The organism is Methylobacterium durans (assembly GCF_003173715.1).
Lineage (GTDB): Bacteria > Pseudomonadota > Alphaproteobacteria > Rhizobiales > Beijerinckiaceae > Methylobacterium > Methylobacterium durans.
The window spans coordinates 4,312,727-4,332,413 of sequence record NZ_CP029550.1; the positions used below are offsets into that span (position 1 = coordinate 4,312,727).

Sequence of the window (19,687 nt, forward strand, 5' to 3'; positions counted from 1 at the left end):
TCGGCTAATCCTGGGCCGCGCGTTTCTCCGGCGGACGTCCGAACGGCGTGACCCGCGCGGGCACCTCGGGAATGGACTTCAAGTACTCGACGAGGGCCCAGCGTTGCTCCTCGGTCAGCAAGGGACCGATAATGCCGTTGCCACGTGGACCATCCTGGAAGGAGTGACCGGCGTTCGAGTTCCCTGGCAGGGTCGTGTCGAGCAGGAAAGCACCCGACGTCGCCTCGATGTCGAGCCCGACTCTGACCGGATCAAAGTCGCCGCCGAGGAAGAACTTCTTCGTGCGCTCAGCGGCCGGGACCAGCATCTCGTAGAGGTTGGGCACCGACCCGTTGTGCAGGAACGGCGCGGTCGCCCAGACGCCGTCCCGCGGGGCCGCCTTGTAGACGCTGTCCGGTGGCAGCGGCGTCGGCAGTTCGCGATAGCCGTGAAGATTCGCCGCGTCAGCCTCGTTCAGCTTGAGCTTCCGCTCTGCCATCGCGAGAGCCCCGTCGGTCAGCATGAAGCTGAACACGAGCGACGGCAGCAGCGGTTTGCCACGGAACTCCGGCGGCATGAACTTGCTGAGTTCACCCGTGATCGCGAGGGGCCTGAGAGCCTCAGATTGTGTCCTGTCGGTTCCCACGTAGGACTGGGGCGTCAATCCGACGACGACGAACTGTTTCCCGTACCTGTTCGGTTCGGTCATCCGGTACGGCCACATGTTGTGACAGTTTGCGCAATTCTCCACGAAGAGCGCCTTGCCTGCCTTCGCCTTGGCACGGTCGATCTTGCCGAGCACGTCCTCTGGCCAGCTCGGGGGAGCCAGACGCTCCAACAGGCTCTCGACCCGCTGGAGCTCAAGCAAGGCCGCGTTAGACTGGAACAGCCCTTCGGCGGGGTTTTTGGAGCTCAGATCGACGGGCAGAAAAACGCCCATCGTCTCCCCGAAATTGCGGAAGATCGGATCCTGCACCAGGGCGGCCCACTGCGTCCACAATCCCTGCGGCGCATTCCAGAGGAAGGGCGGCTTGACCGGCGCGGTCCCTGCGGACCAGTTCTCGGGAATATCCGCCAACGTAGCGTTGGTGCGGTCGACGATCATCGTGAAGGCGTCCATGCGGCCGGGGCCCCACGGGTGCGGTGTGACCGAGGTGCGGGCGGCATACGCGTGCACCCGATGGGCCTCGCTCTCGGCGCGCTTGCGCAGGTTGTCCTTCGCCTCCGGGGTCGTTGCCCCGAGGCGCGCCGCCAAGCGGTCGAACTTGGCCGCGTCGGTCAGGGTCACGCGAAGCGTGTCGTCGAGGCCTCGAACCAAACCCTGGAAATCCACCGTGTTCGAAATGCCACCTTCGATCCGGATGACCTGACCCTTGTACCGCAGGCGCCCTTGGTGGCACGCCGCGCAGGTGACGCCGGCGTAGTCGCCCGGCGGCCAACCTTTGATGGGCGTGGCAACATTCGTCTTGCTGATCCCGATGGGCAATCCATCCGGATTATTCGGGCCCGCGGCCGCCGAGACAAGGCCGTAGCGCGGGCCATCCAGGCCGGACCGGAAGAGATCTTGGCTGTCGGCGGCTTCCAGATTCAGGAACAGGTCGTAGGAGAGGACCGCCGAGCCTTGCGAAAAGTGGTCGTACCAATCCCGGTCCTCCTGGGACCAGGCTTGATCGAGGAGGATGACAGCCTGGTCCGGTGGCTTTTGTTGCGCGCTCGTCGGCACCACCGCGGACAGCGCGAGGATCGCCCCAACACTGAACATTCGTGCCGACATTCTCATCGGAGTGCTCCTGGACTACAGCGGTCGCAGCGAGTTTGAGATGCTGACGGCCGTCCGGATGCGAGATGACGTGCCTCACGGCAGCCGGCTGATCGTGACGCGCATTGGCTGCGAGCCCGTTTCCGGCCTTGCCCGCTATACTTGCCGACCTTGAATTGCTCAGGTGTGGTCGCCGATTCCGGCGACCACTGAGATTCAGCTCCGGCCTCTATTCGCCAGCATGGCTGGAGGTCTTGGCTTTCTTGATCTGATCCAAGACCTGGCTGAGGTTGTAGCTGGCCGGATCCTGCATGGGCGGGTACGCCTGATAGGTTTCGAGTTCCCTCAGCCAGAGGGCCTGACCGATGGGCAGGATGTTCCAGTCGTAGAGGTAAGCCGTGCTGGGTGCGGCGAGTACGCCACCCATCGCTGCAAGCGACTTGTTGTCGACCACGGTGATCTCGAAGGGGTCGCGCTTGATGTTGGCGATCTGGGTCCAGTGGAAGGTCTGGGGGCCGAGCAGACCACCCGTCGCGTCCGCGCCCGCCATGGCAAAGTAGAGCTTCCAGTTCTTGTACCGCACCGCCGACGGGACGGGTCCTGTATAGTAGAAGAACGTGTCCCGGGCCGACTTGGCCTTGCCTTCGAGGAAGTCGCGCTGATCGACCCCGTCGAGGGTCGTCTTGGCGATGCCTGGATAGCTGCCGCTCTCGATCCGCTTCTTCAGCCCGTCTCCCTTCTCGCCGCCCGCGATGTTGACCAGCGTCGGCACCCAGTCGAGCGCCGCCATCATCTCCGTCTTGACCGTTCCCGGAGCGATGTGACCCGGCCAGCGGACGACGAGCGGCGCCCGCATGCCGCCCTCCCAGGTGGTCAGCTTGCCGCCCTTGAACGGGGTCGTGCCGCCATCGGGAAAGGTGATGACCTCCGCCCCGTTGTCGGTTGTGAAGACGACGATCGTGTTGTCCAGCTGGCCCATCTCCTCGAGCTTCTTGAGAACGACGCCGATGTTGTCGTCGAGCTGCTTCATGCCGACCTCGTTGATGCCCCAGTCCTTTCCGCCCTTCTCCCCCAGCATCGCCTCGTACTTCGGCGACAGCATCGTCGTGACGTGCATCCGGGCCGGGTTGTACCAGACGAAGAACGGCTTGTTCGTCTTCTTCGGATCGTTTCGGTCGAGGTAGTCGACGACCTTGGCCGAAATTTCCTCGTCGACCGTCCGCGAGCGGTCGAGCGTCAGCGGCCCCTCGTCCTTGCAGGTCTGGTTCGCGGCCGTCCCGTCGGACGAGGTGCAGGCGATCATCGGGCGCGGCGGCATCAGGCAGAGGGTCGTCTTCTGATCGACGGCGCCGGGCGTGTCGGGCAGACCGGGGACCGGCGTGTTCCTACAGGGCGGCGCGATGGTCTGCTCGGACGCGCTCTTGTTGATGTCGGGGAAGCTCACGCCCTGCATGGCGTCGAGGTGGTAGAGATAGCCCCAGAACTCCTGGAAGCCGTGAGCGGTGGGCAGCGCGTCCGTGTGGTCGCCTAGATGGTTTTTTCCGAACTCGCCGGTGTTGTAATCAAGGTCGCGCAGGAACTTGGCGAGCGCCGGCGTGCCCGGCCGCAGGTATGACGGGCTTCCCGGAAGCTGGGGCGGGATCATCCCCGTGCGCAGGGGGTGCATCCCGGTGAAGAACGCGTTCCGGCCGGCCGTGCAGCTTTGCTCGGCGTAGTAATCCGTGAACATCGCCCCTTCGCGGCCGATGCGGTCGATGTTCGGCGTGTCACCGACCATCAGGCCGCGGTGATAGATGCTGGGCTGCATCCAGCCGATGTCGTCTCCCATGATGAACAGGATGTTGGGCTTCGATGACGGCTGCTGAGGCGCCTGCGACAATGCGGGCGTCAGGGCGGTTGCGGCCAGCAGGACGCCGCCAGCGAGCGCCGTGCAGGTCCGCCGGAACGCCGGGCGAACGGCCCTGTGCGGCTCCTCCGAGCGGATGCGCACCTCGCACGGAAGCACAGTTTCCGCTTCCCGCAGGGATACCGGTGCATCCTCGGAGAGTGAGGACATCGAAGCCTCGCGTGGGGCGCCGTGGCTCATGATCAGTTCCTCTCCCTGATGATGGTCCGAAAGCCGACATGGCTCATGGACGTGTCGATGGGCTGGGGGTGGCGGGCCGCCGGCCGGTAGCGCCGGCAGTAGTTCGGCGCACAGAGATGCGAGCCGCCCTTCACGACCTTGCGCGGGATCAGGCTCTGCGGATCACGGGGATCGAGGCTGTCCGCCTCGCGCCCGCCGCGCGGGTTCTGGGGGATGCAGCAGACCTTCGCGGCATCAGCCTGATGCCGCTGTGCGTACCAGTCGGCCGTCCACTCCCAGACGTTGCCGATCATGTCGAGGAGGCCGTAGCCGTTCGGTGGGAAGGCGCCGACCGGAGTCGTCCGCCGGAATGAGCCGTCAGCGGTGTTCAGGTAGGGAAAGTCTCCTTGCCAAGTGTTGGCCATCGGGCGACCGCCCGGCGCAAACTCGTCACCCCAGGCGAACTCCGCCCCGTCCAAGCCGCCGCGGGCGGCGAATTCCCACTCGGCCTCGGTCGGCAGCGCCTTCCCGGCCCAATCGGCGTAGGCCGCGACGTCCTTGAACGCGACATGCACGACGGGATGATCGTCGAGCCCCTTGATCGAGCTGCCCGGTCCATAGGGATGGCGCCAGTCCGCTCCTGCGAGGAACCTCCACCACCGGCTGCAGTGCGACAGATCGACAGGCCCTTGCGGGGGCACGAAGACGAGCGACCCGGCAAAGAGCAGGTGCGGCAGCGCGCCTGGATAGTCCTTCGGATCGGGCGGGATCTCGGCGACGGTGCGGTAGCCGGTGGCGTGAACGAACCGTCTGAACTGCCGGTTCGTGACCGGGCTCTCATCCATCCAGAAGCCGTCCACCGTGACCCGATGGACCGGGGCTTCCTCGGGATAGTGTCGGTCCGAGCCCATCCGGAAGGTCCCGCCCGGGATCCAGCGCATGCTGGGGGGAGCGGCGGGCTCCGGCGCGCGAACGGCAACATCGACGAGCCCAGACGTCATGGCTTGGCCCCTTCGCTTGGCCCCTTCGGCACGTCCCTCAATATCGTCGGCCGCCGTTCAGCGGCGCCGCATGATCACCGTTGGGAGGGGGGCCAAGCAGGCTGGCCGCGCGACGACGATCGGGACGTACCTCGGCTGGTCTCTCCACGAGGCGGCGGCCCGCGCGCTGACAGGAGCCGCGCAGGTCACCGACGCTCATCACGATAACCGATTGGCGGAACCGCGCTTGACAGTTTGGGACATCAATTTGCTTTTTGGCGTCGTGGCCATGATCTTCTTTGCCGATGCGTTGATGATTTGAGACAACCCACCAGCTTTGCTGAAGCGGGCCTTAGGAGATCTAGACGCTCGCCTCATCTCCGATGCCCCGCGCGCCAGGCGCTCGGGCTCTCCCCGGACCAGCGCCGGAAGGCCCGCGTGAAGGCGCTGGCCTCGGAGAAGCCGAGCGCCGCCGCGATCTGCGCGAGGGGGATGTCGGTGTGGTCGATCAACTGCCGGGCGACCTCGAAGCGCCCCTCGTCCGCCACCACGCTGAACGCCGTCCCCTCCGCTCTCAGGCGCCGGGCCAAGGTTCTGCGATGCATGGAGAGGAGCCCTGCGATCCTCTCAGCGGAGCAGTCGCCATGCATCAGCTCGGTCCGGAGCAGGTGACGGAGCCGCGCGGTGAAGTCAGGAGAGGACCTGCGCGATTGCTCCGCCAGTCTCTCCCGCAGGGTCTGCAGGAGCGCGGGATCGGCGCCTGGGATCGGTTGGTCGAGCTGAGACGCCGGGAAGACCAGAGCCGCCGTCTCGCGGTTGAACCGGACAGGCGCCTTGAAGACGGCGCGATAGGTTAGCTCATCCGTTGGTACTGCCCGTGGAAGGAGCACCTCCTCCGGGGACCAGTCCGCGCCGCACAGGCCCCGCAGCACGTTGGTGCCCGCCGCCGCGGCGGCATCGGCGATCTGGTCGGCGCATTCCGTGCCGGGCTCGTAGACGACGCAGTTCCAGACGGCCGTCCCGTCTTTGGCGGTCAGCGCCGTCGTGGCGCCGACGCAATGCATCTCGACATGCCGGATGAGGCTGCGCAGGGCATCGCCGACCGTCTCCGACTGCAGCATGAGGGATCCGATGAGCCCGAGAGAGGACAGCCGCACCCTCCGGCCGAGGAGCAGCCCGAAATGCGGGCAGCCAGTGCAGGCGCCGGAGCGGGCAATGAGTTCGCAGAACGCCGCCAGCGGGATGATCGCGTTCGGGTCGGTCAACATGACAGGATCCAGACCTGCGGCCCGGATGACGGGGTCGGGATCGGCGCCGAGGTGCCTCAACAGGGAGGCGGCTTCCTGCGCAAGAGCCGCTTGGATCGAACCCGAGGCGTCATGCAGCGGGTCAGTGGCGCCGATGCCGATCCGCCACGCCGGAGGATGGAGCCCATCGGGGACGATCGCGGCGTGCGTCGCGAAGCAGGGATGGGGCGCCATGGGTGCACTCCGAACGATCAGGTTCGTGTCCCATTCGTGTGGTGGCCGGCGGGATCGGTCGGACGGATTCTCTGCCGCCCTGACGCACCTCCGCCGTGTCACATCTGCAGGCACGTCAGCAGGGCGACGTAGCTCGGCGACCCGCCGAGGCTCGCCTCTTGGACGCACTCGTCCCGGCGTCGCGCGTCGAACCCGGCCCATTGCTGTCCCAGCTGCGCGCGGGCTTGCGCTTCGTCCCTGAGGCAGTTGCGGTCCGTGTTTCCGGCGGCGCCCTGGAGGGTCGGGGCGGCGCGGCAGGTTGCCTCGATGTCGTAGCGCGGGAGCTCGCGGCCCCAGGCAGCCGAGGTGGCCAGAACCACGAGAGCGATGCCAGCGAAGCAAAACATCGGATGGCTCCTGACACGGCCTGACCCACCACGTTGGCGGAGCCTGCGATGGGCTCGGCGCACCGGGAGCAGCACAGCGCCCGCGATGGATTCCGTGATCCCGCCTGCAAGGTCCAGGCGAGCTCAGCAGCGTCACCGTATGGCCGCCGAGAGATCCTGCTTGACCCTATGGGACAGACGCCTTTGGACAGACGCCTCCGTTTTGATCGCACCAACCGGTCCTGCTTGGATGCAAGCCGCTGCCTCCGGCTCTCCCGATGTCAGATGCAGGCGGCTGCCCTGGGCGTGCCGACGAGCGGATCGAGACACAATTTTGCAACAACGCCGCGAGCGGTGCGCCGCCGTACGAGGTTAATCCTTGTAAGCTTTTCGCGGCTCTGAAACCTTGGCCGTAAGGTCTGAGTTCGCGGAGGGCGTGATCATGCCGAAATCTTGGCGGTCGGTTTGCTTCGCGTTTCTGTGCGCCGCAGCGCTGCAGGCCACGCCGGACGCGCAGGCGGCCGAATATGCGCAAGGCATCTACGTGCTGGGCAACCGCGGTCCCCTCGCGGGCGTGACGCCGCCGCCGGGCTTCTACTTCGAGAGCGAGACCTACTACTACTCGGGCGATCTCGGCGGCGGCCGTGTCTTCCAGGGCGGTGGCGTCGTCGCCGCGCGCGTCAAGAATGACACGAGCGCGAACTTCGCCACGCCGATCTGGGTCACCCCCGTCGAGATCCTCGGCGGCAACCTCGGCTTCTCCCTGACCATCCCGTTCGGCACGCCCAACATCAGCGCCGGGGCAGTGCTCGCCTCACCGCGCATCGACCGCGTCATCGCCGGGCGCGAGCATGACGCCGTCTTCAACGTCGGCGACATATATCTTGCCTCGTTCGTCGGCTGGCATTCCGGCAACTGGCACTGGAGCGGCACGCTGCTAGGCGTCGTGCCATCCGGCTCCTTCCAGAACGGCCAGCTGTCCAACATCGCGCTCAACCGCCCGGCGCTCGATCTCAGCGGCGCGCTCACCTACCTCGATCCAGTCCTCGGCTACGAGCTCTCGGTGGTGCCGGGCATCACCTTCAACTGGATCAACCCGGCGACCCAGTACCTGACCGGCACTGAGTTCCATCTGGAATGGTCGGCCTCGAAGTATCTGAGCAAGGAGCTGTCGATCGGTCTCGTTGGCTACTACTACGATCAGCTGACCGGCGACAGCGGCGCTGGCAACCGGATCGGGCCGTTCAAGGGACGGGTCACCTCGCTCGGCGGCCAGATCGGCTACACCTTCAAGGTCGGCGAGATCCCGGTCTCGACGAACGTTCGGTTCTTCCGCGAGTTCGACGTCAGGAACCGCTTCACCGGCACGGCGACTTACCTTTCGATCTCGGCCCCGCTCTGGGTTGCCCCGCCGAAGCCAGTGGCCGAGGCCAAGCCGCTCGTCACGAAGTACTGAGGGGCGCCGAAAAGGCCGTGGACCCCAACAACCTGCAGTGATGACAGGCAAAATCCACGTGAACCGACGAACGTGGGCGGGGTCTGCGCTCATGCGATCCAGACGAGAGCGAGGAGTGTGCATGCCCAACGCATCTTGAGCTTGGCATCCACTCAGGTGAGCCACGATGACGCTTCAGTTCCCCTACTCGCCGAGCAGTGGGCGTTGGCCGGCTGTGGTCGGCCAGACCCCCAAGTAACGCGTCCGGCTTGGGCTTCCTTCCCAGCTTGCGAGACACGGCCGACCTCGTTCCGCTCAAGCGGGACGTTCGCGCGCTCGCTCTCAGCCGGGCGCATGCGATGCCTGGAGTACGCCCCGACATAGGAGGATTTCGCCCGCGCGAGCCTTTGCGCTTCAGGGCGATAGCCAGGTTGGCCCATGCCTCCTCGCGCCGCTGGTCGAGGCGAAAGCGGTCGAGCCGTGCATTCACACGTCTGAGACCGCGAGCAAAAACTTGCTTTTTTAGCTGCTAGCCCGCGCTCGCTGGGCTGGGCCCCCGCGAGACCGTGTGTGGATGCTTTACCGCGGAGCGCCCGTCGCCGGGCCGCAATGATGTCCCAGATGCTGCCGCACTGATCGCGAAGCAATCTGGCTAAGGAAAATATGCCCCCTGCATCGAGGCCGTTCAGATCCGGATAGTGACTGAGCCTTACCTGGCGGAGTTTGTCCTCCAAAAGGAGGCATCGCTCGGACGCAATCTCGACACTGATGGTGAGCTATTTCAGTTATCAGCACCACTGTCTCAGCGCGGATCCACCAAGTGCGGAGGAGTCCAACCTACGGAACTATTCCGGTTCCGTAACGCTCAGTCCGCGAATCACCGCTTTGGACAGGGCGTCTGAGCCGGTTGAATGGCTGAGATGGGCGCAAAGCGGAAGGTCTGCTTCCGACACGCTGCAATTCGCTTGTGGCGCATCGCTCCGACCCCAGAGAGCTTTCCGTACTGGGCTATTGGCGGACCACCCTCAACCGCGACGACCGCGTGGTGCTGATGGAGTGCTGAGGAAGTGCCGAAGCGCATAGATCGCTGCGCTCAGGCTCCATGGGCGTCCGTCACCCATTGCGGCGCGGAGCAGTTCGAGCCGGATATTGACGCCGAGCATCAAGCGACCTTGTCTGAGATCCTCCGCATGGCATTCGACTAGCGTGTCAGGATCCAAGCCGACAGCGGCGCCAATTTCATCGTCGCGTGCACCATAAGCGGCCAGCGCGAGAACGCACCGCCTCTGCCGACCGAATTCGCTATCGGGCAGAGTTTCGATCTGATCACGCACTATGAAGGCCGGCTTAGGCGCCACGAGCGGTCGTCGTTTCCGTCCGGCTCCAGGTCGACGACCGCCGTGCGAGTTAGCCATTGAGCTACCATCTTGATTTCGAGATTTTCTGGCTCAGGAAAAATTCTGTGCGGCTGACACCTAGTGCGGTTCGGCCCCTGAATTCCTCAGACTTTTCCTACCCCCGGGGTGCCCGGGCGACTCTGAGGTCACCGATCTGGTCACTCCCGCGTGATGGCGTCGGCACAGGGCTTCTCGAGGCTGGTGACCCACCGGCGTGCAGAACACCGATGGTATGTTGCGGCCTTCGCCTTGGCACCGCGCGCACCACGGGTGTGCTTCGCGGAAAATCGCATCAGAGAGGCGCTGCTTCTCCTGCCGGCGGCGCATCGACGTGGTCTGCCGAGACATGTTTCTGCTCGATTAGAAGTTGCGAAATTGGGACTATGCTGAATGGCGAAGCGCGGAACGGCGGAGCCCTTAGGGGCAGTGGACACCACGCTGGCCAGATCAGCCGGCCTGATCAGCGCGATGAACGGATTTATTGAACGACCGTGGCGGCCTCATTCTGAGGATGAACTGGATGGGTCCGCCCGAACGACTCGATCGCAGAAATTCACGATTGGAGTCGGCACTGAGCCAAAGGCGTCGTGCACTCGATGCCGATCTGGAGAACTAACGGGCGGTCCTCTGTGCCCTCAAGCGCCTGATCGAACCCCACGATGGCTCATTAGACGTGCCCACCCTGCCTGAATGTCCGGTGCGGGCTGGTGGCACGCTTCCGGCGGCGTTCCACGATCAGGGCAGGTTTGAACACCGGCTCAGGTGCTTGGGAGATGAAGTCGGCAGTCAAAGGCACAGCCGCGACTTGCTCGATCTCCGAAGAGGCTGGAGGCATCACCGTGCCGACCTGCCGGAACACCGCGAATTCGCTGCCAGTCCGCACTGCGAGAACCTCTGCCTGCGCCTCTGCCTCCTCAAGGCTGCCATGCTCGTAAGGACATCTCCCGATCAGCGTCAGACGCCGGCCCTTCTTGGCGCGGCGAAGGATGAAGTAGCCGCCGCCGATCGCCTGCGGCGGTTTGCTGGATCGAGAGGCTGAAGGCAGGATGGGATTGAGATCGGACATCTGAACGGCTCCAAACCGGGGAAGGGGGTTGCACAGTGCGCCACATGAGGCAGGCGACGTGACGATGTTCGACAGACACTATGCCGTGACCAGCAAGGCCGGCGTCTGGGCTACTCTGCCCCTCGAACGACGTGACTGTCTCAACCCGAGCAGGGACAGTTCTGGCTGAGGAGGCGGCATGCACCACCTCCTCGGCCAGTTCGCTTAGACGCATGCAGGATCGCGATATCCGGGGCTGTTCGCCTCCAAGAATCTGATCACCTGCATGGCTGTCGTGCTGCTGGTCGGCGCGAAGCCCAAGGAGAACGCGAGGCGCATATCCTCTTCGTTTAGGAATGCCCACCAAAGATGATGATAACGCGCATCGAGTAGTTCCCGCATATCTTGAGCTTCGGATTGACCAGGACCTTGCTCCGCGAGGATGGCCTTGGATGCTAGATGCAGTGCGAGCACAATGAGGTAGCGAACTCGGAGCTCAGTAAAATTAACAGGGGGCACGGAAGGGTCGCGAGTCGGTCCCGTGGGAGATTCTTCGTCGCGCCCAATTCGAATCTTTTCCAGAAGGAGAAGCACGTTGCGCACGGCTTCGCCTGCCGGATCGGGGCGGACGGTTTCAATTTGAATAGAAGGCATAGCTCTCTCCTCTCCTCGACAGCGCGAGGGCACACAGCCGCCATGGGCGGTGTTCTTGAAAGGTAGATGGATCGGTGACCGTGGCCGATGCGCTGCCTGCGCGCATACCCGGCCAAGATATTTAGAGTCCCCACAAATTAAGGGTGGAGACCTGGCTCATTTCCACCTCTGATATAGGGGTGGGGGAGGGGGATTTAGCTTCAGATTAGGGGTGGAAGCGCTTCGGATTCAGAGGTGGTCGAAAGCTCTGCTCGCCTATTGCGCGCGCCCAAATCTCCTCCTCAGCATTCCTGTGTCTGCGGCCTCACTGACCTGTCTGCGATCCGACTCGACCGATCGGCGCGCGGCGGAAGCAGTCTTCCTGGCTTGCGCGAGTGACTCGAACCGCCGCCAACTCTCGAGCGGTGGCTGCCCATCATGGGTAGGCAGCCAGCAGAGTCGATACCGCGCGGCGCGTCCCCTGAAGCCGCCCCAGGCTTTGTGGCCAGGATCCGTGCGCTGGATCAGGCCTACAGCAATCGCTTCCTTCAGCGCAGGCAGAACCGAGGCCGATCCGATCCCATAAGCCTCGAAATCCGACCACGGAACCGGTAAATCACCGTTCTGGGATCCGCCATGCGCCATATGCTCGAGAGCGATCCGGCAGACAGCTTTCTGCCCAGCCCCCGACAAAGCTCGCCAAGCGTAGCTCTCAAGGATCGATTGCGTGAGCCAGATCCACGCCTCGTTAGGAGGTGGAGAGTTCAACTTGCGAAACTTGGGGTCTGCGAGTTTGCCCGTTGAGCGCCCGGTCGCATCGGCTCTTCGCCGCGTGAGGTGGTCTGTCACGCCGCGCCCCCAGGGGCCAAAAGAAGGGACCAGCACGCAGCGCGGATGTTACCCTCAATCGCGGTGAGCTCAGCCGAAATGGATTCCGGCGCCACGCCGCGGCGCTGAAGGGTCTCGCGCTGAACTTGCAATTGTCGCTGCAGATGCGCTTCGGCTTTCGCTGTGGTCACCGCGGCCGCCATGTGCCCAGCGTGTCGGTGGATGAACCGCCGATGGCGAGACCGAGGGAACGGGAGGACGGTCGCACTCACGGTGCACCTGCCTTGCAGGAGCCGATCTGATTTGTATTGCAGAATGCTTCGAGAAAAAGCTTTCTGCTCTGTGGTTCCGCAACGCAGCTCATCATTACATTCCAGGCATCAACGGACTGGATGGTGTAGCTCATGTCAGCAGATGCGGGCATGAAGCCATTTTCTACCATCGAGCCGATAAAGCCTTGAGCCATGAAATGCGGAGCGATAGTTACAATTCCGCTGAGCGTGGCAACTGTTCTGATTTTCTCTCCATGATCGTGCTGAAGAGAGTTTTTTAACGCTCTACGCCGATCGCGAGGCAAATCTGAACAGGCGACCAAGTCATCCCATGCGTGCCAGACCAAGTGGGGCTCGGGCAGCGGCGCCTTGAAGAAGCGGAGTGGCCTGCCGTTTAGCGTCCCGATATAGATGGGGGAGACTAGGTTGCTCACGCCACGTTCTCCTGTCGCTCAATCCACTGCAGAATAGTGCTGCGCCGAGCGCAAATCGTTCCCCCAGCTTAAAGGTCGGGAGGCCGAGCTTATCAGCCGCATGATAGACCCGGCGCCGGTTGGTCCCGGACGTATCGCCGAACATAAATTCGGCGATCGCATCCGCCCCGGTCATTAGATCCTCAGCGAGCGGCAAGCCGCTCCCGTTCGCACCCAAGGGGCGCGTCGAAACATCGTTCATAAACGACTCCGACACTGTTGGCGAATTCCGGAAGGTAGGGTGCTGGGCGTAGGCTGAGCGTCCCGCTCGGAGGTCGCCCATGTCGCTCCGGTTGCAATCACCGCTCCCACCTGTGCCTGAAGATACCGCTCGCGTCGCCCAGATCGCGTTCCGACGCGGCAATCCCTATCTGCTCCTGCGCACCCGCCTCGGCACCATCTTCGCCGACACTGAGTTCGCCGACCTCTATCCCGCGCGCGGCCAGCCCGCCTACGCACCCTGGCGTCTGGCCCTCGTCACGCTCCTGCAGTTCCGGGAAGGACTGAGCGACCGCCAGGCCGCCGAGGCAGTCCGTGCTCGCATCGACTGGAAGTACCTGCTCGCCCTCGACCTCACCGATCCAGGCTTCGACTACAGTGTCTTGTGCGAGTTCCGCGGCCGGCTGCTGCAGCACGATGCCACCGGACGGCTGCTGGCCCGCATCCTCGACGCCGCACGCGACCAGGGCGTGCTCAAGGGGCGCGGGCGCCAACGCACCGACAGCACCCACGTGCTCGCCGCGGTGCGCGACCTCAACCGGATCGAACTGCTGGCCGAGACGCTGCGCGCGGCTCTCAACGCGGTCGCAGCCCTTGTCCCCGACTGGCTGCGCCGGGTCGTCCCATCCGACTGGCACGAGCGCTACGATCGCCGGATCGAGGATGCGCGCCTGCCCACGACCGGCCTCAAACGCGAGGTTTACGTGCTCCAGGTCGGGGCCGACGGCTGCCGCCTGCTCGACGCGCTGGATGGCGCGGACGCCCCGCCACTCGCTGTCGCCTTGCCATCCGTCGCCGTGCTGCGCCGGGTGTGGGCGCGGCACTTCGCGCGCGCAGGTGACGGCAGCCCACTTGCTGGGGCCGGCATCCGATTGCGCCCGGTGCAGGGGCGTGGACCCGGTGACCGGATCGAGTCGCCCTACGACGTCGATGCTCGGTTCCGGGCCAAGTCCGGAACCGACTGGACCGGCTACATGGTCCACCTGACTGAGACCTGCGACCCCGACCTGCCTCGGCTGGTCGTTCACACCGACACGACGCCAGCCAACGTGCACGAGGCGATGCGCACCGCCGCGATCCATGCCGCCCTGGCCAGCTCGGGACTGCTCCCTTGCGAGCACCTGGTCGACGCTGCCTACGTGAGCGCCGAGCATCTGGTCACGGCCCGCGAGCGGCATGGCATCGCCCTGATCGGCCCGACGCGGCCGAACCAGAGTTGGCAGATGCGTGAGGAGGATGCGTTCCAGGTCACCGACTTCGCGGTCGACTGGGAGCGCCACCGCGTGCGCTGCCCCGAGGGGCACGAGAGCACGAGTTGGGGCGCCTACCGGGACAAGGCGAGCGGACGCCCATTCATCCGCGCGGGCTTCAAGCCCGCCGTCTGCCGCCTATGCCCTGCCAAGCCGCGTTGTACCCGGGCGGCGAGCCGCCGCCTCAGCCTGCATCCGCGCGCCGAGCACGAGGCGTTGGCGGCTGCGCGGCAGCGGCAGGAGAGCGAGGAAGGCCGGCGGCTCTACGGGCAGCGGCAAGGCATCGAGGCGACGATCGCGCAAGGCGTACGCAGCTTCGGCCTGCGCCGGGCACGCTACCGCGGGCTGGCGAAGACGACCTTGCAGAGCGTGGCGACGGCAGCCGCTCTCAACGTCGATCGCCTCGCTGCCTGGCTCTCGCTGCGTCCGCTGGCACCCACGCGCACCTCACGCTTCAAGGCCCTCACGGCATAGCTGTCGAATTCGCCAACAGTGTCCGACTCCTATTTTAAGTACGAAGAACTTGAGCCACCGCCCGAAGCGTCAAGCCGCTAATTGAAGTAGTTTGCACACGATCACCAAATATCTCGCCTAAAGGACGCTCTGCCTGCCGAATATATAAAAAATCAGCCTTATTAATTAGCCTTGGGGTCTGCGCCACACCGACTTCCGAAAGTGCTTTGATTACTATTCTTCCGGCTGGATACGGCCCCTCAAATTCGACTTTCAAGCCCGATCTCATGTGCGGCTGCAGCTTCGAGAACGAAGGATCTTTTGCAGCCTCCAACAGCACCTCCACGTTGCTGCGTTCGTCCTCTGTCTCCATTAGCTGTGCGAGAGCTTCCGCAAACGACACGCCCTTCGCACTAATTCTGTCAGCGACATCGCAAGCACCAAGGTAATGCCCTCCATCTCGCGCTCTTCGGAGTTCGGAATATTTCTGTATTGTCTTCGGAACATTTTTAGCCAAACTACTAGCGTTCACCGCGATGAGGAGATTTGCAGCATCGATCGGCGTCATCCTCGCTGCATTACGGCCTCTTCCATGATGACTGATAAGGCCCGCTTCACGGGCCGCGCGAGCGTAAACGCTGACGAAGTTCTCTTCGAGGCCTTCAACCTTGGCCACCACGCGGACGAGATCGCTAATTACCGCCACGGATCGGCACCTCTCGTATGATGTTGTATCGAACGAAATTTCTTGCGTCAAGCCTCGTCTGATGTAGCTTCATACGAAGCTGCAGCAATTTTTGTAAGCAGCTTTGTGAGGAAGAATGGCAACGATCCGAAAGCGAACGCTTCCAAGCGGTAAGGTCGTTTGGCTGGCGGGATACACCGACGGCGGAGGGGCGCGCCGCTTCAAGCAATTTCCTACCAAGCGGGAGGCGGACACGTTTTTGACGCGAGCTCGGAGCGAAGTCGCAGCCGGCAACCACGTGCCGGACCGCGCTGCCAGCACCGTGGACCAGGGCTATGCGCTGTTGATCAGCGCCCTCGAGATCGACAAAGCGGCCGGCGCCACGCTGCACAATTACCGCGTGTACTACCGCGGCCACGTGCAGCCATTCCTCGGCTCGCGCTTGCTACCGAAGGTGCATCCGGCAGACGTCGGCGATTGGCTTGAGAAGCTGAGGGCGGAGGGCCGGACCGACGACACCTGCCGGCGAGCTCGCATCGTGCTCGGTGCAATCTTCGACGAAGCGATTCGCCGGCGCCTCGCCTACAGCAATCCCGTCCGCTCCCTGCGCAGTCGGCGGCGCACGCGCCGAGCCGAGATTCGCGATGCAGAAGAGAGGGTGCGGATCCCAGAACGTGATGCTGTACGCGCCATGCTCGCCGCTGCTGCCGATTTTGATGCGCTCTTTCTAATCGCCCGCGCGCGCACGGCAGCGGGCCTCCAGACCATCGACGTGCGTCGCACGTCAGCGCAGCATCCGATCTCGGCGCTGAGGGCGTTTAGGGCCGAGCATCCGGAAGCAGAGACCGAGGCCTTTCGGCCACCACCTTGGCTTCGGCCCATGTTGGCGACGATGGCCCTAGCAGGGCTTCGGATCGGAGAGGCGAGAGGGCTCGGGTGGCACCGAGTTCGCGCGGAGCATCTTGAGGTACGCGAAGCGGTCGACCGCTACAATGTCCGGGAGGCAGTGAAGACGGTTGCCGGGCTGCGAAGCATTCCGATCGGTCCGCAGCTCGCCGCAATCCTAGCGAATTGGCAGGCGGTGAGCGGGCGGACGGATGGGTTGGTCTTTCCGTCCGAGACCGGTACTCCGCTCGGCTATCCGAACATTGTAAACCGGCAGATCGCGCCGCTACAGGTCGCCCTCGGCATCGTCAGCGCAGATGGCTCGCCGAGGTGGACAGCGCACAGCTTTCGGCACTTTGCTGTGAGCCTCTGGATCGATGAGGGCGCCAACATCAAGCAGGTGGCGGAGTGGGCCGGACACGAGTCGCCGGAGTTCACGCAAAGGGTCTATGGCCACCTGTTCAACTCTGGACGGACGGACCGGCGCGCTGCTACTGCAGGGGAGCTTTCGGTGCTTGGCGACGCACAGCCGGCAACACCAACGCAACACGAGAATGACAACGAAGTAGTTTCGGCAACGCCGGTAATGGCTTAGTGCATGGCCCAGGTCGCCTTCTAAGCGGCAGGTCGTAGGTTCGAGCCCTACCGGGGTCGCCACGCTCGGCGTCCGCGAAAGCTTTCGACCAACCGGTTATTCTCCTCCGGCGGTGCCTTCGGGTGCCCACCCGGGCGGTGGCATCTCGCGCCGGGCCCCACGCAATACGGACAGCGCGCTGCTAGCGCGCTCTGTCCAATTCGCGTCGTCCAGCCCGGGGGCCACGATGTCGGTCGGCCCTCGAAGACGGCGAGCGTTCGGGCGAGCCGGTCACGGCGCGGGACGTCGCGGCATTGCCAGGAGGTCAACGCGGCAGACCAAGGTCACATTGACGAGCGGGCCGAAAGCGGGCTCCTCATCGGTCCCGAAGAACCGCTCGGGAGGCGCTCCACATGACCGATCTGACGACGTTGCGCGATCTCTCGGGGCTCAGCCCGAGCCCCGCCGCCCTCACGGGCTCGGCCCTCGTGATGATCGACCTTCAGAACACCTATCGCGAGGGGGTGATGCGGCTCGCGGGCGTCGAGGAGGCGATCCGTGAGGCGAGGGGGCTCCTGGACCGAGCCCGGGCGGCGGGCATCCCGGTCCTGCATGTCCGCCACGATGCAGGGCCGGGCTCGCCCTACGACGTCACGGCGCCGATCGGCCAGATCAGCGACGAGGTGGCACCGCAGGGCGATGAGCCCGTGAACACCAAATCCTACCCGAGCTCGTTCGTCGGCACCGATCTTCAGGCACGGCTCGAAGCGGCCGGCGTCAAAGACGTGGTGCTGGCCGGCTTCATGACGCATATGTGCGTGAACTCGACCGCCCGCAGCGCCTTCAATCTCGGCTTCCGCCCGACCGTCGTGGCCGCCGCCACCGCGACCCGGGACCTGCCCGCGCCCGACGGCAGCGTCGTGCCCGCAGCGCAGCTTCAGGCCGCGAGCCTCGCCGCGCTCGCCGATCTCTTTGCGGTCGTGGCACCACGCGCCGCCGACCTGAAGGACTGAGCGCCGGCGCACGTCGCGCGGCGCAGCGGAACACGGCCCCGCTTCGGCGGTTCGCACAGGAGCGCGTGCCGAGCCGGGAGCCGGACCATGACCATCCGCAACGTCGCCGATCTCGTCGTCGAGACCCTGCAGGACATCGGGGTCGCCCGCATCTACGGCGTCGTCGGCGACAGCCTCAACGCGATCACCGAGGCGATCCGGTCCCGCGGCAAGATCGAATGGATCCATGTCCGCCATGAGGAGGCCGGAGCGTTCGCGGCGGGCGCGGAGAGCCAGATCACGGGCCGGCTCGCCGTCTGCGCCGGTTCCTGCGGTCCTGGCCACGTCCACCTGATCAACGGCCTCTACGATTGCCATCGGACGCGCACGCCGGTGCTCGCCATCGCGGCGCACATCCCGTCGCCCGAGATCGGCTCCGGCTATTTCCAGGAAACGGATCCGAAGCACCTGTTTCGCGAATGCTCGCATTATTGCGAGACGGTCTCGGATCCCGCCCAGCTTCCCTTCGTCCTTGAGAACGCGCTGCGGGCCGCAATCGGCCAGCGAGGCGTGGCCGTCGTCATCATCCCGGGCGACGTCGCGGTGAAGGATTCGCCCGTCCGCGCGGTCGGGCCCGTGCGCGGCCTCGTCCCGCCGACGCCCATCGTACGGCCGGCCGAGGCGGAACTCGACGCGCTCGCAAACCTTCTCAACGGTTTGAAGCGCATCACGCTCCTGTGCGGGCGCGGCTGCGCTGGGGCGCACGCGGAGCTTCTCCGGCTTGCCGAAACACTGAAGAGCCCGATCGTACACGCGCTCGGCGGCAAGGAATTCGTCGAGCACGACAATCCCTACGATGTCGGCATGACGGGGCTGATCGGCTTCTCGTCGGGCTACGCGGCGATGCACGCCTGCGAGATGCTGCTGATGCTCGGCACCGACTTCCCCTACAAGCAATTCTATCCCTCCGACGCGAAGGTGGCGCAGGTCGATCTCAGGCCGCAGCAGCTCGGCCGGCGCTGCAAGCTCGATCTCGGAATGGTTGGCGACGTCGCGACGACGATCGAGGCGCTGCTGCCGAAACTCCAAGTGAAGAGCGACCGGAGCTACCTCGACGCGAGCCTGAAGCACTACGCCAAGGCGCGCGAGGGCTTAGACGAACTCGCCACCGGCCGGCCCGGCCGCAAGCCGATCCACCCGCAATATCTCGCCAAGGTGGTGAGCGACGCCGCCGCGGAGGACGCGATCTTCACCGCCGATGTCGGCACCCCGACAATCTGGGCTGCGCGCTACCTCCGGATGAACGGACGCCGCCGGCTCCTCGGCTCCTGGGTGCACGGCTCGATGGCGAACGCCATGGCACAGGGGCTCGGCGCGCAGGCCCCGGACCGGACGCGGCAGGTCGTTTCCCTGTCCGGCGACGGCGGCTTCGCGATGCTGCTCGGAGACCTTCTCACGCTGCGCCAGGAGAAGCTGCCGGTGAAGGTCGTCGTCTTCAACAACGGCACGCTCGGCTTCGTCGAGATGGAGATGAAGGCCGCGGGCTATCTCGAGACAGGCGTCGAACTCGAGAATCCGGATTTCGCGGCCGTGGCCCGCGCCGCCGGCATCCACGCCCTGCGGGTCGAGGACCCGGGCGAGTTGGAGGGCGCAGCGCGGGACGTCTTCGCCCATGACGGCCCGGCGCTCCTCGACGTCGTGGTCAACCGCCAGGAACTCTCGATCCCGCCGAAGATCGACGGCCAGCAGGTCAAGGGCTTCAGCCTCTACGTGCTGCGGGCGGTGATGAGCGGACGGGGCGATTCCGTCCTCGACCTCGCCAAGACGAACCTGATCCGCTGAGCGGCCTAGCCCGCGGCGTTACGAACGGGGCCGCCTCTCAGGCGATTGGGGCGGTTTGGGGTGGCCGAGCGGCGC

The 19,687-nt window shown here is 64.9% G+C and carries 16 protein-coding genes and 1 tRNA gene; 7 read left to right on the forward strand and 10 right to left on the reverse strand.

The features are described from left to right. Positions 1-4: 4 nt before the first annotated feature. From DK389_RS19785 to DK389_RS19795, 3 genes are all read right to left on the reverse strand, one after another. Positions 5-1,759, reverse strand: coding sequence for a di-heme-cytochrome C peroxidase (locus DK389_RS19785; RefSeq protein ID WP_162560729.1), 1,755 nt, complete (start codon positions 1,757-1,759; stop codon positions 5-7). A 208-nt stretch (positions 1,760-1,967) separates the two neighbouring features. Next, positions 1,968-3,794, reverse strand: a complete 1,827-nt coding sequence (locus tag DK389_RS19790) for an arylsulfatase (RefSeq protein WP_109896620.1) — start codon at positions 3,792-3,794, stop codon at positions 1,968-1,970. A gap of 32 nt (positions 3,795-3,826) precedes the next feature. After that, positions 3,827-4,744: a formylglycine-generating enzyme family protein gene (locus DK389_RS19795; RefSeq protein ID WP_162560994.1), complete on the reverse strand. Its 918-nt coding sequence runs from the start codon at positions 4,742-4,744 to the stop codon at positions 3,827-3,829. A gap of 130 nt (positions 4,745-4,874) precedes the next feature. Here DK389_RS19795 and DK389_RS19800 point away from each other — a divergent pair, with 130 nt between their 5' ends. Continuing rightward, on the forward strand, positions 4,875-5,105 hold the full coding sequence (locus DK389_RS19800) for a hypothetical protein (protein ID WP_109892098.1): 231 nt from the start codon (positions 4,875-4,877) through the stop codon (positions 5,103-5,105). Between the two features lie 52 nt (positions 5,106-5,157). On the opposite strand, the gene DK389_RS19805 is transcribed toward DK389_RS19800, so the two are convergent. Continuing rightward, positions 5,158-6,264 carry an AraC family transcriptional regulator gene (locus DK389_RS19805; RefSeq protein WP_162560730.1) on the reverse strand — a complete coding sequence of 369 codons (1,107 nt, stop codon included), beginning with the start codon at positions 6,262-6,264 and terminating at the stop codon, positions 5,158-5,160. Positions 6,265-6,362: 98 nt separating this feature from the next. Continuing rightward, positions 6,363-6,650: a hypothetical protein gene (locus DK389_RS32600; RefSeq protein WP_162560731.1), complete on the reverse strand. Its 288-nt coding sequence runs from the start codon at positions 6,648-6,650 to the stop codon at positions 6,363-6,365. Between the two features lie 421 nt (positions 6,651-7,071). Between DK389_RS32600 and DK389_RS19810 the strand changes: the two genes are divergently transcribed. Next, positions 7,072-8,085 carry a SphA family protein gene (locus DK389_RS19810; protein WP_109896622.1) on the forward strand — a complete coding sequence of 338 codons (1,014 nt, stop codon included), beginning with the start codon at positions 7,072-7,074 and terminating at the stop codon, positions 8,083-8,085. A gap of 2,043 nt (positions 8,086-10,128) precedes the next feature. Here the strand turns inward: DK389_RS19810 and DK389_RS19815 are convergent. From DK389_RS19815 to DK389_RS32610, 4 genes are all read right to left on the reverse strand, one after another. Next, the gene (locus DK389_RS19815) at positions 10,129-10,527 is read right to left on the reverse strand and encodes a transcription initiation factor IIE subunit beta family protein (RefSeq protein WP_109892102.1); all 399 of its coding nucleotides are present in this window, start codon (positions 10,525-10,527) and stop codon (positions 10,129-10,131) included. Between the two features lie 204 nt (positions 10,528-10,731). Next, complete coding sequence (locus tag DK389_RS32605) at positions 10,732-11,160, reverse strand: hypothetical protein (protein WP_162560732.1); 429 nt, start codon at positions 11,158-11,160, stop codon at positions 10,732-10,734. A gap of 824 nt (positions 11,161-11,984) precedes the next feature. Next, entirely contained in the window at positions 11,985-12,239 is a 255-nt protein-coding gene (locus tag DK389_RS35705) for a DUF6074 family protein (protein ID WP_418291955.1), read from the reverse strand. Next, positions 12,236-12,673, reverse strand: a complete 438-nt coding sequence (locus DK389_RS32610) for a hypothetical protein (protein ID WP_162560733.1) — start codon at positions 12,671-12,673, stop codon at positions 12,236-12,238. Before DK389_RS32610 ends, DK389_RS35705 begins: the two co-directional genes overlap by 4 nt. Before the next feature lie 320 nt (positions 12,674-12,993). On the opposite strand from DK389_RS32610, the gene DK389_RS19825 reads away from it, so the two are divergent. Beyond that, positions 12,994-14,655, forward strand: a complete 1,662-nt coding sequence (locus DK389_RS19825; RefSeq protein ID WP_109892104.1) for an IS1182 family transposase — start codon at positions 12,994-12,996, stop codon at positions 14,653-14,655. 34 nt (positions 14,656-14,689) lie between these two features. On the opposite strand, the gene DK389_RS32615 is transcribed toward DK389_RS19825, so the two are convergent. Then, on the reverse strand, positions 14,690-15,313 hold the full coding sequence (locus DK389_RS32615) for a hypothetical protein (protein WP_162560734.1): 624 nt from the start codon (positions 15,311-15,313) through the stop codon (positions 14,690-14,692). Between the two features lie 142 nt (positions 15,314-15,455). Between DK389_RS32615 and DK389_RS19830 the strand changes: the two genes are divergently transcribed. From DK389_RS19830 to poxB, 4 genes are all read left to right on the forward strand, one after another. Further along, complete coding sequence (locus tag DK389_RS19830; protein ID WP_162560735.1) at positions 15,456-16,799, forward strand: tyrosine-type recombinase/integrase; 1,344 nt, start codon at positions 15,456-15,458, stop codon at positions 16,797-16,799. After that, positions 16,793-16,861, forward strand: a tRNA-Ser gene (locus DK389_RS19835). Before DK389_RS19830 ends, DK389_RS19835 begins: the two co-directional genes overlap by 7 nt. 330 nt (positions 16,862-17,191) lie before the next feature. Beyond that, a complete protein-coding gene (locus DK389_RS19840) occupies positions 17,192-17,791 on the forward strand; it encodes a cysteine hydrolase family protein (protein WP_109892108.1) in 600 nt (199 codons plus the stop codon). A gap of 87 nt (positions 17,792-17,878) precedes the next feature. Next, positions 17,879-19,612 (forward strand): ubiquinone-dependent pyruvate dehydrogenase, encoded by a 1,734-nt coding sequence (gene poxB, locus DK389_RS19845; protein WP_109892110.1) that lies wholly within the window; start codon positions 17,879-17,881, stop codon positions 19,610-19,612. Positions 19,613-19,687 lie beyond the last annotated feature (75 nt).